The sequence below is a fragment of the Peribacillus sp. FSL H8-0477 genome (assembly GCF_038002765.1).
Lineage (GTDB): Bacteria > Bacillota > Bacilli > Bacillales > DSM-1321 > Peribacillus.
The window spans coordinates 1,157,297-1,172,188 of record NZ_JBBODE010000002.1 but is presented as its reverse complement, the minus strand read 5'-3'; the positions used below and the strand labels follow the sequence as shown (position 1 = coordinate 1,172,188).

The 14,892-nt window shown below is 39.5% G+C and carries 16 protein-coding genes and 1 riboswitch; of the genes, 1 reads left to right on the top strand and 15 read right to left on the bottom strand.

Going from position 1 to position 14,892, the window contains the following annotated elements:
* Positions 1–17 precede the first annotated feature (17 nt).
* From MHI18_RS17435 to MHI18_RS17410, 6 genes are all read right to left on the bottom strand, one after another.
* On the bottom strand, positions 18–938 hold the full coding sequence (locus MHI18_RS17435) for a S66 peptidase family protein (RefSeq protein WP_340849174.1): 921 nt from the start codon (positions 936–938) through the stop codon (positions 18–20).
* 76 nt (positions 939–1,014) lie between these two features.
* Complete coding sequence (locus MHI18_RS17430) at positions 1,015–2,637, bottom strand: peptide ABC transporter substrate-binding protein (RefSeq protein ID WP_340849171.1); 1,623 nt, start codon at positions 2,635–2,637, stop codon at positions 1,015–1,017.
* A gap of 47 nt (positions 2,638–2,684) precedes the next feature.
* The gene (locus tag MHI18_RS17425) at positions 2,685–3,692 is read right to left on the bottom strand and encodes an ABC transporter ATP-binding protein (protein ID WP_340849169.1); all 1,008 of its coding nucleotides are present in this window, start codon (positions 3,690–3,692) and stop codon (positions 2,685–2,687) included.
* Positions 3,693–3,697: 5 nt separating this feature from the next.
* Positions 3,698–4,648, bottom strand: a complete 951-nt coding sequence (locus tag MHI18_RS17420; RefSeq protein ID WP_340849167.1) for an ABC transporter permease — start codon at positions 4,646–4,648, stop codon at positions 3,698–3,700.
* Positions 4,648–5,580 carry an ABC transporter permease gene (locus MHI18_RS17415; RefSeq protein WP_040374933.1) on the bottom strand — a complete coding sequence of 311 codons (933 nt, stop codon included), beginning with the start codon at positions 5,578–5,580 and terminating at the stop codon, positions 4,648–4,650. Before MHI18_RS17415 ends, MHI18_RS17420 begins: the two co-directional genes overlap by 1 nt.
* 13 nt (positions 5,581–5,593) lie before the next feature.
* Positions 5,594–6,418: a M55 family metallopeptidase gene (locus tag MHI18_RS17410; protein WP_340849165.1), complete on the bottom strand. Its 825-nt coding sequence runs from the start codon at positions 6,416–6,418 to the stop codon at positions 5,594–5,596.
* Between the two features lie 392 nt (positions 6,419–6,810).
* On the opposite strand from MHI18_RS17410, the gene MHI18_RS17405 reads away from it, so the two are divergent.
* Positions 6,811–8,196 carry an amino acid permease gene (locus tag MHI18_RS17405; protein ID WP_340849163.1) on the top strand — a complete coding sequence of 462 codons (1,386 nt, stop codon included), beginning with the start codon at positions 6,811–6,813 and terminating at the stop codon, positions 8,194–8,196.
* Between the two features lie 46 nt (positions 8,197–8,242).
* Here the strand turns inward: MHI18_RS17405 and MHI18_RS17400 are convergent, their stop codons facing one another.
* The 9 genes from MHI18_RS17400 to MHI18_RS17360 form a co-directional block, all read right to left on the bottom strand.
* A complete protein-coding gene (locus MHI18_RS17400; protein WP_340849161.1) occupies positions 8,243–9,013 on the bottom strand; it encodes a CPBP family intramembrane glutamic endopeptidase in 771 nt (256 codons plus the stop codon).
* 267 nt (positions 9,014–9,280) lie between these two features.
* Positions 9,281–9,373 (bottom strand): putative holin-like toxin, encoded by a 93-nt coding sequence (locus tag MHI18_RS17395; RefSeq protein ID WP_235782502.1) that lies wholly within the window; start codon positions 9,371–9,373, stop codon positions 9,281–9,283.
* A 111-nt stretch (positions 9,374–9,484) separates the two neighbouring features.
* Positions 9,485–10,042: a 6-phospho-3-hexuloisomerase gene (gene hxlB, locus MHI18_RS17390; protein WP_340849158.1), complete on the bottom strand. Its 558-nt coding sequence runs from the start codon at positions 10,040–10,042 to the stop codon at positions 9,485–9,487.
* Positions 10,039–10,683 (bottom strand): 3-hexulose-6-phosphate synthase, encoded by a 645-nt coding sequence (gene hxlA / locus MHI18_RS17385; RefSeq protein WP_340849156.1) that lies wholly within the window; start codon positions 10,681–10,683, stop codon positions 10,039–10,041. The genes hxlB and hxlA overlap by 4 nt, the downstream gene beginning before the upstream one ends.
* A gap of 129 nt (positions 10,684–10,812) precedes the next feature.
* Positions 10,813–11,178, bottom strand: a complete 366-nt coding sequence (locus MHI18_RS17380; protein ID WP_201648071.1) for a winged helix-turn-helix transcriptional regulator — start codon at positions 11,176–11,178, stop codon at positions 10,813–10,815.
* Positions 11,179–11,309: 131 nt separating this feature from the next.
* Positions 11,310–11,753 (bottom strand): hypothetical protein, encoded by a 444-nt coding sequence (locus MHI18_RS17375; protein ID WP_340849153.1) that lies wholly within the window; start codon positions 11,751–11,753, stop codon positions 11,310–11,312.
* Positions 11,750–12,568, bottom strand: coding sequence for a DUF3100 domain-containing protein (locus MHI18_RS17370; protein WP_340849151.1), 819 nt, complete (start codon positions 12,566–12,568; stop codon positions 11,750–11,752). Before MHI18_RS17370 ends, MHI18_RS17375 begins: the two co-directional genes overlap by 4 nt.
* A gap of 216 nt (positions 12,569–12,784) precedes the next feature.
* Positions 12,785–13,867 (bottom strand): dimethylsulfone monooxygenase SfnG, encoded by a 1,083-nt coding sequence (gene sfnG, locus MHI18_RS17365; RefSeq protein ID WP_340849148.1) that lies wholly within the window; start codon positions 13,865–13,867, stop codon positions 12,785–12,787.
* Between the two features lie 100 nt (positions 13,868–13,967).
* A riboswitch (SAM riboswitch) is annotated at positions 13,968–14,069 on the bottom strand.
* 190 nt (positions 14,070–14,259) lie between these two features.
* Complete coding sequence (locus tag MHI18_RS17360; protein ID WP_034304915.1) at positions 14,260–14,460, bottom strand: cold-shock protein; 201 nt, start codon at positions 14,458–14,460, stop codon at positions 14,260–14,262.
* Positions 14,461–14,892: the final 432 nt, after the last annotated feature.

Sequence of the window (14,892 nt, the reverse complement as noted above, 5' to 3'; positions counted from 1 at the left end):
GTATTGTTCATGTCAGCCTATTCGACTCCTGCTGATACAATGAACTCTTTTTTATCCGCATCAAGTGTGGCATCAACGCCAAGCGGGATGGAGATATTAGGTGAACAATGGCCAATTTTAAAGCCTGAAAGAGCTGGTTTGTTTGCGAGCTTTAGATAATGGTCAAGGACCTCAACTAGTGATAAGCTCAGATTTCTCGTAGGAACACAATTGGCAAAATCTCCGATAACGATACCCGCGGCCTGACTCAACTTTCCACTCATATATAATTGATTCAGCATCCTATCTATTGCACGTGGTTCTTCATTGACATCCTCAATCAGCAGCAGTTTTCCCGCTGTTTCCAGTTCAAACTGCGTGCCAAGTGTACTTGTTAGTAATGACAAATTTCCACCGATCAGCTGTCCGCTTGCTTTTCCGCTGACGACAGTATGAAGAGGAGAAATTTCTTCATTGTAGGTAACCTCCCCTGGCACAAAAAGCTGAGCAAATAATTTTTTTGATAACTCGTCAACGTCTTCCTTCCCAATGTCTGAAGCCAACATCGGTCCATGAAATGTGACCAAACCCGTTTTTTTCAAAAAAGCTTGATGTAAAAAAGTAATATCACTATAACCCCAAAATATTTTTGGATTAGCTGCCACTAAGGAATAATCAATTCTGTCTGCAATTCGTGCGGTTCCATACCCGCCTCCAGCACAGATAATCGCTTTGATTTCATCATCTTGGAACATAGTATGTAAATCTTCTATTCTTTCATTATCTGATCCTGCTAAATAACCATTTATTTGTTCTACATGCTGACCCATTTTCACTTTTAACCCTAAATCCGCTAGAAAGGCCAGAGACCGTTGTAAATTTTCACGATTTGGCGGACTTGCTGGTGCAATAATTCCAACAGTATCTCCCCGTTTCAGCCGGGATGGTTTAACGATCATGTTCCTCACATCCTTATCTTATCCAGAATGGGGATGTCCTAGGAACATCCCCATTCTGCCAGTAATCTTGGATCTTTTAGTTTTTATCTGCCCATTTCAATTCCGTATAACCAACTGGATGACGGACAATATCCGTTACGCCTTCAGCAAATAGAGAAACTTGGTTATAGAAGTGGATCGGAACAAACGGTGCTTCTTCCATAAGGAATTTTTCAGCTTCATACATTAGTTCATAACGTTTTGCTTCATCTTTTTCATTTTTAGCATCTTTAATTAACTGATCGTATTCTTTATTTCCCCAACCTGTACGGTTGTTCGGGTGACCAGTTTGAAAGTTTTCGACAAAGTTAATTGGATCTGCATAGTCAGCAATAAACGAGCTGCGGGCAAATTGGTATTTTAAAGCTTTCTGATCTGTTGCGAAAACATTGGCTTCCACGCTTGCTAACTTGACCTCGACACCAAGATTATCTTTAAACATCTGCTGCATAGCCTCAGCAATTTTTTGATGAGTATCAAGTGTACTGTAAGTTAACGTTACTTCTGGAAGCTTCTCATATCCTTCTTCCTTTAGTCCTTTCTCTAATAGTTCTTTTGCCTGCTTTACATCGGTTTTAATTAAATCGCCATTCGTTTCTCTGAAATCTTTTCCAGATGGATCTTCAAATCCATTTGAAACATACCCATATGCTGGTTTATGTTCATTTTTTACTACATAGTCTACAAGCTGTGCTTGATCAACAGCCAATGCAAATGCTTTTCGAATATTTTTATTTTGGAAAGGCTCCATGGTTATATTGAATCGGTAAAAATACAGTCCTGCTTGGTCATCAATTTTTACTTTGTCATCTTTCATTAGCTGTTCACTTAAATCCGGCGGTATAGCAGATACATCCAACTCATTTTTTTGGAACATTTGGTATGCTGTGTTTCTGTCATCAATAATCGCCCAATTTACTTGATCAAGTTTCACGTTTTTCTTATCCCAGTACGTATCATTTTTCTTCATCACAAAGTGACTGTCATGAACCCACTCCGTTAAATTAAACGGTCCATTACCAACAAAACTATCTGCTTCAGCAAACCATTGCGGATTCTCAGTAGCTACTTTTTCATTCACTGGGAAAAAGGCAGGGTTTGTAATGACACTAAGAAAGTAGGCTTGAGGGCTTGTTAACGTAACTTCAAACGTTTTTTCATCAACAGCCTTTACTTTCACATCATCTGCTGTACCTTCTCCCGTATTATAAGCTTCTCCACCTTCGATAAAGTAGCCTAAGAACGCTGCTCCTGAACCTGTCTCAGCATTGAGCAGTCTTTTCCAAGCGAAGACAAAGTCTCCTGCTGTAACATCGTCACCATTAGACCATTTAGCATCTTTACGAAGATTGAATGTATATGTTTTACCATCGTCTGATACTTTCCAGTCTTCGGCCATAGCCCCTTCTGGTTTATGATCTTTTCCTAGTCGTGTTAACCCCTCCATCAGATTGTTCAATGGATCCCAAGATTTAATATCATACCCAATCACAGGGTCAAACGAAGTCGGTTCTGATTCATTATTTAGATAAAGGATTTTTTCCTTTTTACTATTCTTTTCTTCTCCTTCTTTCTTTTCTGTACCGGCATTTTCGTTCGCCGTACAGGCAGCAAGTGCAAATACCATGATTATGAGCAGTAACATCGAAAGTTTTTTCATTTTCTTCCCCCTTAATTTTTATAAAAATCACTCCACCGGAATGATTATTAACTAATTGTAATAACCGGTACAACCAGTTTCCGAGCCCGTTTGTCCTGTAACCAGCAATGCACTTGATGCTGCTCAGACAACCTCGTTTCAATCGGATAAACTCGGCTGCATACTTCCATAGCTGATTCACACCTAGCCGTAAATGGACACCCTGTTGGAGGAGCAAATAAATCTGGCGGTGATCCCGCTATTGGAATCAGCTCGGCATCCTCCCTGTCTAATCTCGGAACTGATTGTAACAGCCCTCTTGTATATGGGTGCTGAGGATTATAAAAGATTTCTCTTCTTGTTCCAGTCTCAACAATTTTACCTGCATACATAACCGCAATTCGGTCAGCGACTTGTGCTACTACTCCGAGATCATGTGTAATTAGAACAATCGATACACCGGTTCGATTCTGGATATCTCTAAAAAGTTCAAGAATTTGTGCCTGAATGGTCACATCAAGAGCTGTGGTTGGTTCATCTGCAATCAAAATCTCTGGCTGACAAATTAATGCCATTGCAATCATAATCCGCTGCCGCATACCGCCGCTGAACTGGTGAGGATATTGCTTCATTCTTGATTCAGGGACTGGAATCCCTACTAGATTCAGCATGTCAATGGCCTTCGCTTTTGCTTCAGTCCGCGCTATTTTTTCGTGTTGAATAATTCCTTCAATGATTTGCTCGCCAACAGTCAATGTCGGATTTAAAGCCGTCATTGGATCTTGGAATATCATAGAAATATCAGCTCCGCGGACATTGCGCCACTCTTTTTCTGGTAAACTCGTTAAATCACGATTTTTAAAAATAATCTCTCCGCCGGCAATTTTACCTGGAGGCGATGGAATCAAACCCATAATGGCCTGTGAGGTCACACTTTTACCACAGCCTGATTCTCCTACAATGGCCAGCGTCTCTCCTTTTAGAAGATCAAAGGTTACCCCGCGAACCGCTTGAACTTCACCGCCAAATGTCTTAAATGCGACTTGAAGGTCTTTCACTTGAAGGATTTTTTCCATGCTGCTTACCTCCTCATTTTTGGATCTAGTGCGTCCTGGAGTCCGTCTCCCAGCACATTAAATGCAAACATTGTGACAGAGATGAAGAATGCCGGGAAAAATAATCTCCACCAATAACCCGTTAAGATCGATGATAACCCCTCATCAGCCATCATTCCCCAGCTGGTGAACGGGGGTTGAATACCAAGACCCAAGAAACTTAAAAAAGCCTCTGCAAATATGGCGGCTGGTACCGTCAAAGTCATTTGAACGATAATCGGTCCCATTGTATTGGGAAGTAAGTTTTTCCGAATAATTCGACCTGTTTTGGTCCCAAATGTTTTAGAAGCCAATACAAATTCATAATTCTTTATTTGTAAAACCTGCCCGCGAACAATCCGTGCCATTCCAATCCACCCTGTTACCGATAAGGCGACAATAATTGTCGCAAGACCCGGCCCCATTACTACCATTAACAAGATGACGACCAATAAATGAGGCAGACCATAGAGCACTTCAATAATACGCATCATAACATTGTCGATTTTACCGCCCTTATAACCTGAAAACCCTCCATATGTAACACCAACAATAAAGTCTATTAATGCTGCCGCCACACCGACAAATAACGAAACCCTAGCTCCATACCAAGTCCGTGTAAACACATCTCGGCCTAATCCATCTGTTCCAAACCAATACGTAGTAGATGGCGGCAGGTTTTGGTCCTGCAGCTTTTGATCTAATCCATGCTGGGAAATTAATGGACCGAATATGGCCATAAAAACGACAAACAGTAAGAAGAAAAGGCCTAAAATAGCAAGCTTATTTTTTAATAGCCGGTACCAAGCATCTTTCCAATAGGAAAGACTTGGCCTTGTAACCTTTTCTGCCTGTTCAATATCCTTTGCCCTTGGAGTAAACCACTCATCGGGGATGTCCGGGGTGATGGGTGAATTCTGTTTCTTACGCAGTTCCATTATCTCCCCTCCTTCTTATGCAGTTTTATTCGTGGATCGAGAAGTCCATAGGCGATGTCGACCAAAAAAAGCATAATAATTAGGATCGCACTATAGAAAACCGTTGTTCCCATAATAACGGGGTAATCACGGTTGCTGATACTTTCAACAAAATATCTTCCCATACCCGGAATAGCAAAGATTTTTTCAATGACAAACGTTCCGGTTAAAATACTGGCGGCAAGCGTCCCCAAAACCGTTACTACTGGAAGCATTGCATTTCTTAATGCATGTTTAAATACAATCTTAACTGGTGATAATCCTTTTGCTTTCGCTGTTCTTATGTAATCTTGTGTTAATACCTCAAGCATACTCGCGCGGGTCAGCCTGGCAATGATCGCCATAGGTCCTGTAGCAAGTGCGAGTGTCGGCAGTACCATATGCATTGGACTTTGCCATGTTGCTGCAGGAAAAATCTCGTAGGTGACAGCTAATTGTTGAATTAGTAAAGTCGCTAGAACAAAGTTTGGTATAGATATGCCTAAAACAGCAATGGTCATAGCTAAGTAATCAACGAAACCATTGTGACGAAGCGCCGCAATTATTCCAAGAAACAGGCCAGAAACAATTGCTGTTACTAACGTGATGAAGCCAAGTTCAAAGGATATCGGAAATCCTCTTTCGAGCATTGCATTTACCGAATCTGATGATCGTTTAATCGATGGACCGAAATCAAATGTAACCAGTGACTTCATATAGATTCCATATTGTACATAAAGAGGTTCATCTAAATGAAAATAGGCCTCTAGATTTTTTTGAATGGCCTCGTTTGTTGTTCTTTCTTCATTAAATGGCGACCCTGGCACGGAATGCATAAGGAAAAATGTCAGCGTAACAATCAGCCACAGTGTTACTAGCATAGCTCCTAGCCGCTTTAATATGTAAGAAGTCATACGCTAATCCTCCCTAGCAAAATGTCGTCTTCATCGCTAATTCTGTCATGACAAGCATGGCCTGGTATGCTTCTAAAATATCTTTTGCCTGAAAACGAACAGTGGTTGTTCCAGGTACCAATTCTGTTCCGGGCATTAAGTTTGCCCATTCAGCTTGGCCATAATTAGCAAATTCGATCGCTAAAAGTGGATCGTTCGGAGGAATAAGAGGTTTTACCTTGTCTGAATTCTTTAAAGCGAGCGCTGTTTTTTCCTTTAAAAGATCTTGAGCTTTAGCTGGGGTGAGTGTCGTGACGGCGGAACGGGAAATCGTTTTCTTCACTATGGCTGTCGTGATATGAGGAATAAGCTGTTCTGCTTCTAAGGCGGCACGGTCGTCTCCCGCTACCATTAAGATTGGAACGCCATAATGACCGGCAACGTACGCATTAAATCCTAATTCTCCGATGGTTACATCATTTATGTACATATTTCTTACTCCAAAAATCATCGAGTGTGACATAACTCCCGGTACGGAAGCTCTGGCATGATACCCGGTAAAAATCGCTCCTGTGAAGGAGGACTCAAGGCCTTGTACCATAGAATAGGGCTTAACATCTCCTGTAATCACTTGTGTTTCTGGATGAAACCTCTCAATAAGCAAATTGTTCATTTTGGAATGACTATCATTTACAAACACTTCCTTGCAGCCCGACTTGAAAGCTGACTCGACCACAGCATTTGCCTCATCTGTCATAATAATTCGACTTCGTTCATAATTATGCTTCCCAGAATCAACTTGGGTATAATCTACTAAACCCGTAATCCCTTCCATATCCACAGATATAAATAATTTCATGATAGTTCCTCCTGTTGGAAGTTTTTAAATATTCTATAAATTATATTTCAAAAAGGAATTTTTTTCAATCTAATTATACATACTATTCTTAATTATTTATCAATTTAAATTATACTAGGCTATCAGAAAACCTGTGTTGAAACTAAATTTTCTTACTATTGCGATGATTTTCATTTATTTTACTTTGATGTTTTAGTTATTTACCACTTTACCAGACTAAAATGTTGTATTATACTGACAAAGTATTAAGGTAGTTATTTAAATTTTTCACAGGCTATATATCATATGACTACATTATTTTTAACTAATACATTTGCAGGATTCCACAGCTTCTTATAAGTAAAAACACATAGGACTTTCAAAAAAATGATTCACTAGAAAGGTAGATTAAGATGGATAAGAAATGGGGATTGTGGATACTAACCACATTCGTAATAGGAAATATGGTCGGAAGCGGGATTTTCATACTTCCAGCAACTTTAGCCGTTGATTCAAGTCCACTTGGTTCAACACTTGCTTGGGCAGTAACTGGCATCGGGGTATTATTTATCGCTTTAGTCTTCGGGAATTTAGCCGTACGCAAGCCCGAATTGAAAGCTGGACCTCAAAGCTATGCACAGGATATGTTTTCTTCACCAAAAACCGGACGGATTGCGGGATATAGTATGGCTTGGGGATATTGGGCAGCAAACTGGGCTGCTACTGCTTCGGTAATCATTTCATTTGCCGGGTACCTAACAACCTTTTTCCCAGTTATGCAAAGTAATAAAATTTGGTTTACTATTGGAAACTACTCAGTGGAAGTCGGTAAAGGAATTACCTTCATCATTTGTTCTGCAGCTCTATGGGGTATTCAATTAATTTTATCCAGAAGCTTTAACAGTGCTGGTAAGCTCAATTTAGCAGCAACGATAACAAAAGTGTTAGGATTCGCCTTCTTTATTATTGCAGCACTATTTATCTTTGATGCTTCTAACCTTGGCGGAAGCGCTGAATATATCGACCCTTCCGGCAATCCCTTGTCACTAGGCGGTCAAATTAATTCAGCAGCAATCTCTACGCTATGGGCGTTTATCGGGATTGAAGCAGCTGTTATGCTATCAAACCGGGCTAAATCACAAAATGATGTTAAAAAGGCAACAATTATCGGTCTGATTGTATCTCTAATCATCTATATGGGTATTACCCTCTTAACAATGGGAGCTTTATCTCAAGAAGAGTTACGCGGTTCACAAAAACCACTTGCAGATGCGTTAGAGCAGGTGATTGGCAGCGGCGGCAGTTACCTGATGTCTGGTTTAGCGATTATCTCTTTACTTGGCTCAGCAATCGGTTGGATTGTTGTCAGCTCCGAAGTACCTTATCAAGCGGCAAAGGTAAATTTATTTCCAGCCTTTTTCGCTAAAACTAACAAAAATGGCACACCCATTCGCTCTATGACCTTAACGAACATTATGACACAACTGTTTTTATTCTCGACGATCTCGGCAACTGTTACTCAAGCCTATAAGTTTTCAATGACAATTGCGACATTAGCGTACTTAATTCCATACCTAGTTTCTGCTGTATACCAGCTTAAACTCGTTATCACGGGTGACACCTATGACTTAACGAAAAGAGCAAGGAAAATCGACGGTGTCATTACCGTAATTGCTCTATTCTATTCGATTTGGGTCATTAAAACTGGTACGGCTAATATGACTACATTCTTACTTGGAATCGGATTATTTGTCTTCGGATTACTAATTTATCCACTCTGGATGAAGAAAAAGATATAATTATAAAAAATGACCATCCACTCTACATGAGGGGATGGTCATTTTTTTATACAAATTTGTTAGCAGAAGGTTTAAATTTTTTTGTGACTACTAAATAAAATACGAGAAATAAAACGACGTCCATAAAAAATGAGACAGCAGGGTTATTCCCGGCAACCGTAAATAGGGCAGGAACAGAACCGCCAACCGAATCAGCATCAGCTAAGAACCAAAAAAGGAACATATTATTCGCTGCATGTGCCCCTATCGATAGCTCAGAACTGCCAACTTTCACAGCGATAAACGTCAGCATAAAGCCAACAAATACATAGTCCAGCCCCACCCACATTGCGGAACGCTCCATTTCTGGATTAGCAAAATGTAAGGAACCAAATATGATTGCCATGATGATTGACAGGATAACTGGGTTTCTGCTCAGTTTTGCAATCCATTGTAATAAGAAGCCTCTAAAGATTAATTCTTCGACAGTGGTTTGAATCGGTGTTAAAAGTAAAACGACGATAAAAAGGAAAAGAAATTTAGAACCATCAAAATCGTTCCAAATATAATGCTCAGGAAACAAAACGAAATAAATGAATTGAAGCATCATTAAAAGTGCAAAGAAAAGCCCGAATCCACTAAAGATTTGTTTCCACTGAATTCGTGTGGCTCCGGTAACAAGTGTTCTAAGTTTACGTTTATGAACAACCCTAATAGAAAACCAGATGCCTAAAAACCAAAAGACATAAAGTAAATTTAAGAATAACAAGTCAATGGTAGGGTCCATCCCCACTATTTCACCTGTTTCCAGATCGAGATGAGCATCGCTTCCACTCATTGTCGAATAAAGAAAACCTAGAATTAAATAAAGAAAACTACCTGCAAATATAGAAGCAATTATAATAACTGAAGACAGCAGGTATCTCTTCCAGCTATTATTACCTGGAATATTAAATAAGAAATGATTAATCTAAAATCCCCCCTATGTATCTATTTCTTTTCCCTATTGTAACTATATGGGAATCTGATAGATTTGTATATAGTCGTACGAACAACTATAAAAAAAGCGGGTATTATTCCTCTCCCGCTTCACTCTTTTAATGAATTAGAATTTTTTATCATCGTCATGAAACTGGAGTATCGCGATCACAAACATCCCAAAGCTGATCATCAAGGACAAAATTTCAATGGTTTCCATTTAGTTATCGCCTCCTTGTTTACATGTTCCCCACATCCAGGTTTGTCCTATACACACGTTTTAACGACAAAAAACCCCCTGTATAAAAATACAGAGGGAATTTTTGATTTTTCATTCCAAGTTCGCATGCTGCCCATACATGGTTTGTCCATTGAGTTCCTTTTTATCCATGAGCGCTAAGATGACTGCATCATAGATCAGCAAAAGGCTTTGTTCAAACAAAGATCCCATGGGCTGGATCGATTGATACTGATTACTTTCACTGTCTTTTGGCTTGGCGGGAATCTGAACAGTAATATCACATATGTTTGCTAATTTGGAATCAGCATTAATAGTGATTGCTGTACAGATAGCTTCAAGGCTTTTAGCTTTTTCAGCCATCGCGATTAAGCTTTTTGTCGTGCCAGAACCAGAGCCTGCAATCAGAAGATCAGCTTTTCCGATTCCAGGTGTAATTGTTTCTCCTACAACATAGGCTTGTACACCCATATGCATCAAGCGCATGGCAAAGGATTTCGCCATGAACCCCGAGCGGCCAGCACCAGCTACAAAGACTTTTTCTGCCCTCAGGACTGCATTGACAAGTTGATCTAACTCATCAGCAGAAACCTTAGCCAAAGTCTGCTCAAGTTCATTTACAATCACTTTGGTGTAATCAACTGTGTTCATGCTTTAACGGAAGCCTGCTTCACCATTTGCTGCATTTGAGCAGCTACCGCTTTTTTATCATCCACACCCGTAATACCGCCGCCTACAATCACTAAATCTGGCTCAGCAGCAAGTACTTCAGCCAAGGTATCAAGTTTAATTCCACCTGCTACAGCAGTCTTAGCGTGTTTTACAACTTTTTTAATGGTGCGAAGCTGTTCAAATGAATTTTCACCTTCTGCTTGAAGGTCATAACCAGTATGAACACAAATATAATCGACTCCAAGTGCATCAATTTCTTGTGCACGTTGTGCGATGTCTTTTACATTTATCATATCAATTAAAATCTTACTGCCATGTTTTTTTGCTTCTTCCACAGCTCCAGTAATAGTTGCATCATCTGTAGCCCCTAATATTGTAACAATATCAGCTCCTGCTTCTGATGCTTTCATTACCTCATAGCCGCCTGCATCCATCACTTTTAAATCAGCAAGTACTTTTAATGAAGGAAAAGCAGTTTTCATTTCTTTAACCGCTCTTAGTCCTTCATTAATAATGACTGGTGTTCCAATTTCTACGATATCAATAAATTCAGCAACCTCTTCCACGATTTTAATTGCTTCTTCTGTATTTACAAGATCTATTGCTAATTGTAATTCCAATCTATTCACTCCCCTTATGGATTTTATCTTTCATGTTGTTAATGTCATTCTAAATCAATATACAAGTGATGAGAAGTACGCACTTTTTCCGCATATAGTGCGAAAAAGTATACTAAGCAAAAATAATATCTAATGACTTTCTAATATTTCAACCACTTTGTCAACGGAAGTAGTGTCCATATACTCTTTACCCCAATTATACATCGCTTCCAAAATAGGCATTAACGTTTCACCGCGCTCAGTTAGTGAATATTCAACCTTTGGAGGGACAACAGGATAAACCTCCCGATGAAGGATTAAATCATCTTCTAGTTCGCGCAATTGGCTGGCAAGCATCCGCTGAGTAATACCAGGTATCATTTTTTTTAATTCGCCAAAGCGCTTGGTGCCTTCTCTTCCCAAATGCCACAGGATAAGCATTTTCCACTTGCCTCCAATGATCGACAAGGTCAATTCTTTTTCACAATTAAACGTTTTTCCATATAAATGTCCCAACTCTTCACCCCAATTATTCTCTGCGTTAATTGAGTAAAGTATACACGTTAGTTGAAATCATGTACAGGAAGACGAGTTGGTTTATCCCTTTTCCTATCTTTCTTCTTAACAGCAAATTTCTTTCGTAACTATTAATGGAATTTTCCTGTTAGTTTAAAGGTAATTTCAGCAAAAATGGTTGCAAATAAGAAGGTACCTGTATAAACAACCAGTGAGATGACCACAATTCTCCAGCCCAGCTTCTTAAATTCTTGAATATCCTTGCCAAAAGAGAGACCAGCATAAGCGAGAATTGGTGTGGCAAGCGCCATAAATTCAATCTTTCCAGTTGCTTGAGCCAACGATTCATGCCCTGGAAAAATTGGGGATGTAACCAATAAAGCCAGCAGCGAAATCCAGACAACTGCTGGCAGCTTCAGCGGTAAGAAGGTTGTAATAGCCAGTCCAGCAGCAGTAACGGCAATCACGATAAGCATACCTGCGAGTGCATCCTGCGGAGGTATTCCATACCCTACCCAGTTACCCAATAAGGCGATTATACCAATGATAAAAATGATTCCTATTTTTTGTTTCATATTGATTTCCCCTCACTCTTCGCTGTTGGTTTACTTTTGCTCCATCTTCCCAAAATCGGTTCAAACTTATCGTAGAGTTTAGCTGTAACAGGAAGAGAGAAAAAGATACATACATACGTCCCAATGATGATGGTCATAATATTAGCTGCACCTGCAAATAAGGCAATTTGTTCTGCATCTTTTGGGAATACAACAGCTAGTGCCCCAGTCGCAGCAGCCATCATGCTTCCTGAACCGACACCCGCTCCCATGGCTAAGGAAATCGGATGAAAGATCCCAAGGTTTCCTAGGAATCCAGCCAGTAAGGCTAAATAGATGGAACCAAATAATGTCCCACAAACATAGACACCAAGCGCTCCTCTTGATTCCGGCGAATCAGCACCATATTTTTCAGCAATAATAGCAAGATTGGGTTCACGATCAATAGAAAAGGTGGCGCCAATCGCTTCGCGTTTCATCCCAATTAAAAGGGCGATCGGCAAGCCTACAGCAATAGTTCCGAGGAAATGTCCCATTTCCTGAAACAACAAAGGCAGACCGGCATCCGCAAGTTGAGATAAAGACGGACCCATCATCGTCCCTAATTTAGCCACAAATAATAAGAAAGCAATTTCTAAGACATAGGCAGCCCTCTTCATTTCCTGTTTCTTTAGCAGCTTTAACGACGGCCAGCTGATAATGGCTCCGAGTACCATAGCATAAAGCATCGGAAATAATGCCAATACCCCTATTCCAAGATCAAACTTATGTATGCCTATATATTCTGTAAGTACAACTAGCATGAAAACAATAGCGTGTATCTTCATATTTTTCATTACCCATTACCCCCTTCTATTTTTGTTATAAAACGACGATTCGAGCATTCCTCCTCCAATAAAATATTTTATAAAGATAGTAATTAAAAATGTAAACAATGACAATGTTTAAATTTTACAAATAGACTGTAAATTCTGATAAATAAGAGGCGTATAGAGGGTTTCAGCTACTAAAAAAAAATCCATATCCCAATGGGGTATGGATGGAAGAATGGTTTAAACGAGAGATACTGTTAGTGCTGCTTCTTTTTTGCGGACTAAGGGGATTACATCTTGCCCGAAGCGTTCTAAGTCTTCTTCGTAATGGAAATAACCGGTTAATACTAAATCTATACCTAGTTTCTTAAGTTCAATAATACGATCCGCTACTTGCTCAGCCGTGCCAATCAATCCTGTTTTAAATCCATCGTTATATTGAACGAGATCTTCGAGCGTTGACTCCGCCCACATGCCGTCTTTATCCTTGGTTGACTGCCCTGCACCCTTCACGCTGTTTTTAAAGCCTTCAACGGCCTTTGAATCTCCATGACTTATAATGTCTCGCAGCAATTCAATTGCCTCTTCTTCCGTATCTCTCACGATTACAAAGCCATTTGCAGCAAACTTAACCTCTCGTCCCTCTTTTGCTGCCCTCGCTTTCACATCATCTATCTGCTTTTTAAATCCTTCAAGTGTATTACCGTTCATAAAATAATAATCCGATACTCTTGCAGCCATTGCTCTTGCTGCTTCTGAATTTCCTCCTTGAAAGATAGGAATACCGTCTCTCTCTTTTGGTTTTGGTTTAAAAGGAGCTTGATTGATTCGGTAAAAATCACCTTTATATGTTGTTTCTTCTTCTTTCCAAAGTGAACGAAGAACATCGATAAACTCTTCAGAACGGCGGTATCGTTCATCATGATCAAGCCAGTGCTCACCATAACCTGTAAATTCCTTTTTAAACCACCCGCTGACGATATTAACCGCTGCCCGTCCGTTACTTACATGATCGAGTGTTGCCAGCATCTTCGCATATACTGCAGGATGCCATAATCCTGGATGAACAGCCGATATAAGGTGCAGTTTTTCCGTGACACTTGCTAAAGCAGACGCTAGTGTAATGGCTTCTAGTTGATTTTCTGCGCCATAACTTGCTATAAAACGTGTTTGCAATAATGCATATTCAAAACCATTTTTCTCTGCTATTTGTGCATAACGCTTATTCGCTTCAAAACTCCAGTCCGTTCTTTGCGGCAGCCTTGATATGACTAATCCCCCGCTTACGTTTGGTACCCAATAGGCAAATTTCAGTTGTGTCATACTCCTTTTCCTCCTTTTAATTCGTAATCGTACAGAAAACAACAAAAAGCCCTCCTCAATGAGAAGGGCAAAGTACAAAGAAACTATCACGTACCACCACATCTCATCTTCAGGACACCACGGTCCTTCTGAATTTGGCACCGTACACTTGCCGGTTGCCGAGGCTTCACAGGGTCAGTCCCTCCGCCTCTCTTGATAAGATTATTATTAAATTCTTTATAAACTTACACGTATACATTATAGATGTCAATAAAGAAATGAAATATTCCGACTTTTCTGATCGAATTTATAACTTTTCTCCTATCTTTGCCCATCTCGTCAAGGAATAAGTGTTTTTATACACAAAAAAACAGGCTCTATAAATAGAGCCTGTTCTATATGATGGATCAATATTATGCTTTTTGAACGTTAGAAGCTTGGGGTCCACGTTGACCTTGTTCTACTTCAAAAGTAACTTCTTGACCTTCGTCTAAAGATTTGAAACCTTCGCTTTGGATAGCTGAGAAATGTACGAATACATCGTCTCCGTTTTCGCGTTCGATGAAGCCGAATCCTTTTTCTGCGTTAAACCATTTTACTTTACCTTGTTCCATTTTTGTTGCCTCCTAGTGCGTTTTACACACAATGTATTACTATTCTTGCTCTAAGTTACATATCGAGACGAAAAGTAAAAACTTTTTGTAATCGTAGTACCGAACAAAAATAATTCTTATTTAGAATAACAGGAAAATACCCAAAAAGCAAATCAAATAAATGAAAATAATTATAAAGTCCTGTCATTTTTTATTTCTTCTTATATAATACAGGCAAAGGTAATTATAATCTTATAGAAGATACTAAGACAATCTATGAAAATTGCTTAACTCTACAGCGTTTCGTTCGAAGTTAAGGGGAAAAATACATTTCGACAAGCAGAAGAAATAAGGAAAGAACCATGACGAAGATTGACGAAAAACTTATTATATTGTGGAGATAATCTTTACTAAAATAAAAAAAGATAAAAAGGAAAAAAATACACTATCTTA

Coding starts and splice junctions, on each gene's coding strand:
- MHI18_RS17435 (WP_340849174.1), bottom strand. CDS start 938: ATGATCGTTAAACCATCCCGGCTGAAACGGGGAGATACTGTTGGAATT.
- MHI18_RS17430 (WP_340849171.1), bottom strand. CDS start 2,637: ATGAAAAAACTTTCGATGTTACTGCTCATAATCATGGTATTTGCACTT.
- MHI18_RS17425 (WP_340849169.1), bottom strand. CDS start 3,692: ATGGAAAAAATCCTTCAAGTGAAAGACCTTCAAGTCGCATTTAAGACA.
- MHI18_RS17420 (WP_340849167.1), bottom strand. CDS start 4,648: ATGGAACTGCGTAAGAAACAGAATTCACCCATCACCCCGGACATCCCC.
- MHI18_RS17415 (WP_040374933.1), bottom strand. CDS start 5,580: ATGACTTCTTACATATTAAAGCGGCTAGGAGCTATGCTAGTAACACTG.
- MHI18_RS17410 (WP_340849165.1), bottom strand. CDS start 6,418: ATGAAATTATTTATATCTGTGGATATGGAAGGGATTACGGGTTTAGTA.
- MHI18_RS17405 (WP_340849163.1), top strand. CDS start 6,811: ATGGATAAGAAATGGGGATTGTGGATACTAACCACATTCGTAATAGGA.
- MHI18_RS17400 (WP_340849161.1), bottom strand. CDS start 9,013: ATGAGTGGAAGCGATGCTCATCTCGATCTGGAAACAGGTGAAATAGTG.
- MHI18_RS17395 (WP_235782502.1), bottom strand. CDS start 9,373: ATGGAAACCATTGAAATTTTGTCCTTGATGATCAGCTTTGGGATGTTT.
- hxlB (WP_340849158.1), bottom strand. CDS start 10,042: ATGAACACAGTTGATTACACCAAAGTGATTGTAAATGAACTTGAGCAG.
- MHI18_RS17375 (WP_340849153.1), bottom strand. CDS start 11,753: ATGAAACAAAAAATAGGAATCATTTTTATCATTGGTATAATCGCCTTA.
- MHI18_RS17370 (WP_340849151.1), bottom strand. CDS start 12,568: ATGAAAAATATGAAGATACACGCTATTGTTTTCATGCTAGTTGTACTT.
- sfnG (WP_340849148.1), bottom strand. CDS start 13,867: ATGACACAACTGAAATTTGCCTATTGGGTACCAAACGTAAGCGGGGGA.
- MHI18_RS17360 (WP_034304915.1), bottom strand. CDS start 14,460: ATGGAACAAGGTAAAGTAAAATGGTTTAACGCAGAAAAAGGATTCGGC.